We start from the raw sequence: 6,795 nt of genomic DNA, 5'->3' as shown, positions 1-6,795 counted from the left end.
CAGTTTTCATTGAAAACACTCTAAACATTAAGGAAGTTGAAGTGATTTTCCATCCTGAGAAAACAGAGATAGATTCAGATGAGCACTGATCTAAAAAAAGAACTCATGGAGTTAATCCATAGCGATGCAGTTGTAGATTCCCCAGAGGGAGTTTCGTGGATAGCAAAGGCCGCAAATACTCTTTGGAAAGACAAACTAGAAGCTGGGCAAGTATGGGAATATACGGCTGAGAATGGATTTAAAAAAGTTTGGGTTAACTAGTGAAAGGTGGACGAGTACCGAGTTAAACAACAGCCTTCAAAACTACCGTTCCTTCCTCGATAAGCGCCAGCATTTCAGCATGCATCGGATTACTATTATCTAAATCGAAAGGCCACATTCTGACATGTACGCTCGCTTGGGTATCACACCGTTTAATTTTCTCTTTTGAATATAAAAGTTCCCCGTCCGTTCTATGCCTATCAACAAAGAAACAAATACCCGTTTCCCAAGGCTTAACCCGATTCGCTTTATTCTTTCGCTTCACTTTTTAATCACCGGTTCTGTTCTAAAAATAATGTGCTGCCCTTTATCTTTTAAAGAGCGCTGAAAAACAGCTTCAGACTCGACTGCAGAGTAATTTTTATCAATCATATCTGTATCGTCTAGGTGCAAAATAAGCGCCTTAATCGTATCCCTGTATTTCTCTGGAACACGCATCACTACGGTACTTTCATATTTTGTTTTTCGTCCTGCACCTGGACGGCTACCGCCATGCTGTTTCTTTTCCATCTCAAACACCTTGATTAAGTTACACAATCAAGTTAATTTGTTTACGTTACAATATCAAGATATTTTAATATTGAAATATTCCGCCATCAGAGGATGAAACTATGTATTTCTGGATCGTATTAGGCGCACTCTTTATCAGCGTAGCCTCCGTAGGCATGGTCTACTGGTATGCAAGCCATCAAGCAGCCAAAGAAGATCAGCTTCCTAAGTAAGTTGCCGTCACCTGCAATCTTCCATGCCCCAATTCACGGGTAATAATGGCTCTAGCCTCTTTGTCTGCAATTTGTAACTCTGCAGATAATTCCCGTACCGACACTCCAGAGACAGCGGGACACTCTATTCCCGTCAACTCAAAATAACGTTGGTGAGCGTAACTATGGCGTAGACCATGCGCCCCTTCTAAGCCGATTTTAATACAAGTATTTTCGTAGCGTTTCATCTGCTCGACATACATTCGCTGCACTGGAATTAACGAACGGCCATGCGCTAATGCTTTCGCTTCTTCCAATAATTCGCGCTGCGCCTCGTTTAAAATTGGGATCGTGCGATCTCGACCGCCTTTACACCAAGAGGCATCTAGCACTAAATGATCGCCGCGGTCTGCTTTTTCAGGCTGGATTTTCATTGCTTCCTCACGCCTTAAACCAAACGCCACCTGCAGTTTAAGCGACATTTTTACATGCTGATCGGTTATCGAATTTAACTGCTTTTGAGAAAGTGTTTTCCCCTTATTTTCATTGGTTACATATATGCGTTTCTCAATCCCTAAAGCCGCATTCGAAGCTGGCACAATCCCCTTCTTACCGATCTTTTCAGCCAGCCAGCGAATGTGCGTCATGCGATTTTTAACCGTACCTAGTGAGAGTCCATCGGACTGCCATTTTTGAAGCAGTGCATCGATGTGCTTAGGCTTAAGCGCTTTTAGCTCCAACCCTCTGTAACCTAGTTCCAAGAGCTGTTTATCCACTAATCTAACTGTTTTAAAGCGCTCTGTTTTTGTCGCAAAAGAGCTGGGGTTGTGTTGTCTCAATATTTTTTTTGCTTGGAAAAAGAAATTAGTCGCCATACTGCGCCTTGAATAAGTTACAAAATCAAAAGATAAAAGTATGGAAATGCGCCCACGCAGGGCGCATTGATCTAAATAAAGGAGTTCTCTGTGGGCTAACAACACGACGACCACGTTGCACTTGCGGCCATTTCGGAATTCAGTTCAGTGTTAATGCTCGTTCTAACTGCCGATACAGAAAGAACCCACTAATTACGAGTGGTATTGAGCTTGTGTTGTTACGGGCTAATGCCCAGATGGTGCGACTCTGTGGAGTTCCGCCAACCAAATATAATGACCCTAAAACCCTGTTGGGTTCGGAGATAAAATGTATATCGTTTGATTTGAAATATTGAAGCATCGAGTGATGCGATAGGAGAAATTTCAATCTACCCCAATCCAGTCACTAGAGCAATAAGAAACTCAAGTGATACAAATTACTTGTAAACAAATATAGGTAAAGATCAATTATATCAATCAATTAATTGCAAGGTGCAGATTTATACAATACTGTCGAAACCGACCACATATTGAGTGGCCGTCAATACCATAATCAAGAAAAAATAATTTATATCGTAAAATTTAAACGGAAAAAAAATATGAAACATTTATGGTGTCTACTAGGTGTATTTATTGCGTTATCAGCGCCAACTGTGGCTACAGCTACAGCTAAAAATAATAATGAAAACTTTATTTTACACTGCAAGGTTTGGAACCCAGGTAAACATGAAAAGAAAAGTTCATACATAATAGAAGTTTCACCATCAGAAATATCAATAGCCAACCACTATGAGCCTGGAATGAAGCCATATACATCTGTATATGAAACAATCCTGATCCAGAAAACTCTTTATTCTCTAGAAGGTAATCCTCTATACAATTATTTTGGAGTTCAAAAACGTAATGATACAGGGAAGGTACGAGCTTATATTTCATTGAAAAAAAACCATACAAGTTCAGAATGGATGCTGGGTAGCGCAACGTTAGGCTATGAAAACAACTTGGAGTATATGGAGTTTGTTCATCATAAAAATTTAACCTGTCAAAAAGAATCTTTATAAATACAAGGTTACCGTCATAACGCTTCTAAAATGCAAAAAAAGCCAACATACCCCGCATAAGGAACAGCAACGGGGTAGTGTCACTCCCTTAAAATGGAGTGACACTACCCCTAACGTTGGCTTTCTTTGATTTAGTAACAATTTCAAGATTGAAAGATACGTAATCGATGTATTTTGCTACTATCGAATAAAAAGGAAGCACTATGAGCACATCACAAATTGCTGTTATTGTAATTCTTATTACTGGTTTTTTTATTGGTCGGTATTTGTATGTACGGCTACCAAGCTACAAAGAAGAAGACTAGAAACACCACTTTGCAACTGTCGATAGACTACGCTAATCGATAGTTGCTCAGAGGCTCTAAAATGCGTTTTAAGCGCTTTTTACTTTAAAACCACACATCCATACCAAATTTATTGCTTTGCGGTCTTAAATTGCGATTTAGGCCGTTTAAAATCGATTTTGACTTCTCTTTCTGCCAGACAGTCGCGTAGCGACCAGCGCCGCAGGCAAACGCTCTTTACAGAAACAACTGAGGCAAAACGGTCGGAGACAAACGTCACTTCCAGGTCTGCTTGTTTTCGGCTCTGGCGTCAGCCAGAAAGTGCCGATTCCTTATTTTTATGTTTATCCACAGGCGTAGCTCTTTTTAATCTTTCTTGTTTATTATCTTTCTTGTTTTTAGCACCTCTGAAAGCCTTGGTGTCAGCAGGCTACAGCACTTAAAGGAGGAGGGATTCGCAGTAATCCAGCATTTAAAGGAGGAGGGATTCGCAGTAATCCAGCATTTAAAGGAGGAGAGATTCGCAGTCTCGTCCACAACCATAGGAGGAATAGTTTGACTCTACTTCTCCCTTGTGTAAAGTGGAGAAGTTTTCAACATCATCCCTACTTAATATGAATAACCTGTCAGTCACGAAATCAAACACATTAATTGATGCGAGTTATAAGCTAAACGTTCAAGCACAAAAGCTAGTCTTAGCCTGTTTAGGTAAAGTTGACTCACGTAAAGAAATCCCCAAAGAGATGACAATAACCGCCCTAGAGTTCTCGGAGTTAATGGGAATACCTAACGCTCATAGAGAACTTTACCTGGCAACAGATGCGCTATATGAATCAACGATATCCCTTAGGGAAGGGAATAATGATATAGAGCTTCGTTGGATACAAAGAAAGTCAAAAAAGATAAAAGGTCTGGGTAGCGTTACCATCACTTGGTCTGATGAAGTTTTAAAATACATCAGCACTCTTCAAAGTAGGTTTACGAGTTACAAATTAAGACATATTGCAGAACTCCAATCATCTCATTCTATAAGGCTCTACGAGCTTCTTATGAGATTCAATAGCACCGGAGAAAGAATTATTAGCCTAAAGGACTTTAAATCATCTCTAGGTTTATCAAGCAAATATCCATTATTTAAAGATTTAAATAAATGGGTAATAAAGCCAGCAGTGAGCGAGTTAAATCAACGTAGTGATCTCATCATAGAGCTAGAAACAATAAAGAAGGGAAGAACAGTTACAGCGCTATCATTTACCTTCAAACAAAACAAACAACTGAAATTAGACGTATAATCAATGCAACACAACGCAATACTGCACCTCTAGGTGCTGAAATATCGGTGCAACATGGCAAAGCTAAACCTATCCCAAGCAGCAAGGATCACAGGAAAAAATAGAACGACAATATGGAGGCACATCAAGTCTGGCAAGCTTTCCTGTCAGAAAGATAGAGATGGAATGCCTACAGTTGACACTTCGGAGTTAATTAGGGTTTACGGTACGCTGCGACTTGAAGCAACACCTAATGAAGATAAAAAGCAACACCAAGCAACACCAAGTTACGACGACCTGGTTGAAGTAATAAAAGCGCTAAGAGATGAACAGAAATTGATGCGAGATGAATTAAATAAATTAACTCATCGATTAACATTTTCCGAGCCAAAGGAAGATATACCAGAAAATGATCCAGACTGGCCCGAAACAATAAAAACTATTGAAGACATTACATTGCGCACCCAAATAAGAGCGAAGTACAGTAATTAAGGATACAGCTTCCTTTTATGGATAACCCTCAAGATACTAACTCTTTCCCTTTCATCATCAACATCGTAAAAGATGAAATAAGGAATTTCAGTCATAATAAGCCTTCGCCCCATCCCTTCCCACGCCTTACCGATAAAAGGGTGCTCTGATAACAAACTAGCAGCAGTGGTAAATTTTTCATCTGTAGCAGATGCAACAGCATCCCCTGCTTCACTGAAAAGAAACTCCATAACCTCTAGTCGATCATCAACCGCGTCCATTTCCCAGACAACTGTATACCCCATACACAAACTCCCTCGCTAGGACTGTAACGCAAAAATAATTGAATCGTTCTCAATAACTAAACAGGCTTCATCAACATCCATTTTAACAGGCAGGTTTGCTCGCTCTGCAGTAAGCCGAGAGTGGCCCTCTTTCAAAGTATACCGAATCAAACCGGTAGGCCCATCGACCTTCCCCGAAATCGTAAATCCATCATTCGATTTCTTTACCATCCATAAATTTGAATCCCCATCAAATAGAACGTCAACTTTACTTCCAATGCTAAGCCCCACCTTAGATAGCAACTTAACATCAACTCTTATTGATAACTCTTCACTCTTCGTCGATGGTTTGTAAGACTGAGAAACGACAATAATAGCGCTACTCCCTCTCCGTCCCGCGACCCGACTCTTTTTTAACTGACTCTCAAACGCCATAAATAGCTCCTCATCATTAACACTCGCCCACCTTACAATATATATGATAAAGCAAACTCACCACAAAGTCAATCCCTAAGCAATCTCAACCTGATCGATCAACAAACCTCACACCGATCGATCAACGCGCTAAATCAATAGCGCAATAATGAGATTACATAATCAATTTAAAATCTCAAAAAATACAAACGTAATCACTTTCAAGTTAGTGCAATTATTTTCAAAAATCGTAAACCACTGATAAGCAAAACAAAAAATACGCAAAAACTGAATATATAAACAGTATAAATAAATTATGATTTAAAATTTTAAATTACACGTGCTCACAATTGTGCTAACATTAAGCTATAAAAACAAGAAACGAATTTATTGTTGTTAGAGGCAGACCACATGGAAGCACGCGTACAATTCCGCATAAATGAGGAAACCAAAAAGCTTGCTCAACGCTCGGCAGAACGTAAAGGTATGACACTTAGTGATGCTTATAGAGGCTTGACCGAAGAGTTAGCTAGAGAGCAAGAGGCAATTGATGCTCAAGAATCTTGGCTTATTAAAGAAATAGATAAAGCTTACGAAAAGCTGTCATCTGGAAAAGCAGAGTTCATTTCCAATGATGCAACCAATGCGATTATGCAGCGAAAACTAAATAAACTTAGAGCTCGATAAAAAAGCCCGCATTAGCGGGCTTTTTTATAAGCGCCCAATGACCATTATGTTAAATAGCGTAGAAAACCCAAAAATTTACTAGCTTCATAATGAAAAGCACTCCAACCACTTATTTTGAGTAATATTGCCACCTTAATAACGACCTATTAAGCTTGAAAGTTCACAACCAAATTAATGCAGAAATCGTTCCTCCAGATCGACATATTGATTTCACGCAAAAACGTAGTAGAACGCACCATTATCATAAGAAAACCTTATTGTTGGAACTTGAAATAGTTACACAATCAAGCAAAAAAAAGGGGGGGGGTATGTCAAATAAGGGTGCAGAAATTCATATCAGTTCAGAAAAAGATTTGAAACGAGCATTATCCAGAATTGAAGAGCTTTGGCATTCTCAAAAAGGTACAAAAGAAGGTGAAGAATTAGAGAGGCTGATTACTGCTGTAAGTAACTATGAAGAACGTCAGATTTTTCACTGAAAACACTCTAAACCAGTTTTCATTGAAA

At 39.3% G+C, this 6,795-nt stretch carries 10 protein-coding genes; 6 read left to right on the top strand and 4 right to left on the bottom strand.

The annotated features are described in order from the left end of the window. Nucleotides 1-78 precede the first annotated feature (78 nt). Nucleotides 79-261 (top strand): hypothetical protein, encoded by a 183-nt coding sequence (locus tag AB4298_RS07480; protein WP_371986231.1) that lies wholly within the window; start codon nucleotides 79-81, stop codon nucleotides 259-261. Between the two features lie 261 nt (nucleotides 262-522). Here AB4298_RS07480 and AB4298_RS07475 read toward each other — a convergent pair whose 3' ends face one another. Together AB4298_RS07475 and AB4298_RS07470 are read right to left on the bottom strand one after the other, a co-directional pair. Beyond that, complete coding sequence (locus AB4298_RS07475; protein WP_371986230.1) at nucleotides 523-771, bottom strand: hypothetical protein; 249 nt, start codon at nucleotides 769-771, stop codon at nucleotides 523-525. 196 nt (nucleotides 772-967) lie between these two features. Further along, nucleotides 968-1,837 carry a phage integrase N-terminal domain-containing protein gene (locus tag AB4298_RS07470; protein ID WP_371986229.1) on the bottom strand — a complete coding sequence of 290 codons (870 nt, stop codon included), beginning with the start codon at nucleotides 1,835-1,837 and terminating at the stop codon, nucleotides 968-970. A gap of 578 nt (nucleotides 1,838-2,415) precedes the next feature. Between AB4298_RS07470 and AB4298_RS07465 the strand changes: the two genes are divergently transcribed. The 3 genes from AB4298_RS07465 to AB4298_RS07455 all read left to right on the top strand — a co-directional run bounded on the left by AB4298_RS07465 (nucleotide 2,416) and on the right by AB4298_RS07455 (nucleotide 4,924). Next, on the top strand, nucleotides 2,416-2,877 hold the full coding sequence (locus AB4298_RS07465) for a hypothetical protein (protein ID WP_371986228.1): 462 nt from the start codon (nucleotides 2,416-2,418) through the stop codon (nucleotides 2,875-2,877). A gap of 865 nt (nucleotides 2,878-3,742) precedes the next feature. Beyond that, the gene (locus AB4298_RS07460) at nucleotides 3,743-4,453 is read left to right on the top strand and encodes a replication initiation protein (protein WP_371986226.1); all 711 of its coding nucleotides are present in this window, start codon (nucleotides 3,743-3,745) and stop codon (nucleotides 4,451-4,453) included. 54 nt (nucleotides 4,454-4,507) lie between these two features. Further along, nucleotides 4,508-4,924 (top strand): hypothetical protein, encoded by a 417-nt coding sequence (locus tag AB4298_RS07455; RefSeq protein ID WP_371986225.1) that lies wholly within the window; start codon nucleotides 4,508-4,510, stop codon nucleotides 4,922-4,924. On the opposite strand, the gene AB4298_RS07450 is transcribed toward AB4298_RS07455, so the two are convergent. Together AB4298_RS07450 and AB4298_RS07445 are read right to left on the bottom strand one after the other, a co-directional pair. Beyond that, a complete protein-coding gene (locus tag AB4298_RS07450; RefSeq protein WP_371986223.1) occupies nucleotides 4,921-5,208 on the bottom strand; it encodes a type II toxin-antitoxin system RelE/ParE family toxin in 288 nt (95 codons plus the stop codon). The genes AB4298_RS07455 and AB4298_RS07450 overlap by 4 nt on opposite strands. A gap of 15 nt (nucleotides 5,209-5,223) precedes the next feature. Then, nucleotides 5,224-5,622, bottom strand: a complete 399-nt coding sequence (locus tag AB4298_RS07445; RefSeq protein ID WP_371986221.1) for a hypothetical protein — start codon at nucleotides 5,620-5,622, stop codon at nucleotides 5,224-5,226. A gap of 390 nt (nucleotides 5,623-6,012) precedes the next feature. Here AB4298_RS07445 and AB4298_RS07440 point away from each other — a divergent pair, with 390 nt between their 5' ends. Together AB4298_RS07440 and AB4298_RS07435 are read left to right on the top strand one after the other, a co-directional pair. Then, a complete protein-coding gene (locus AB4298_RS07440; RefSeq protein ID WP_371986220.1) occupies nucleotides 6,013-6,288 on the top strand; it encodes a damage-inducible protein J in 276 nt (91 codons plus the stop codon). A 152-nt stretch (nucleotides 6,289-6,440) separates the two neighbouring features. Beyond that, the gene (locus tag AB4298_RS07435) at nucleotides 6,441-6,767 is read left to right on the top strand and encodes a hypothetical protein (RefSeq protein WP_371986219.1); all 327 of its coding nucleotides are present in this window, start codon (nucleotides 6,441-6,443) and stop codon (nucleotides 6,765-6,767) included. The last annotated feature ends 28 nt before the right edge of the window (nucleotides 6,768-6,795 follow it).

This window comes from Shewanella sp. 10N.261.52.F9, from assembly GCF_041471165.1.
In the GTDB taxonomy this organism is placed as follows: domain Bacteria; phylum Pseudomonadota; class Gammaproteobacteria; order Enterobacterales; family Shewanellaceae; genus Shewanella; species Shewanella marinintestina.
This window is presented reverse-complemented; position numbering and strand designations above follow the sequence as displayed.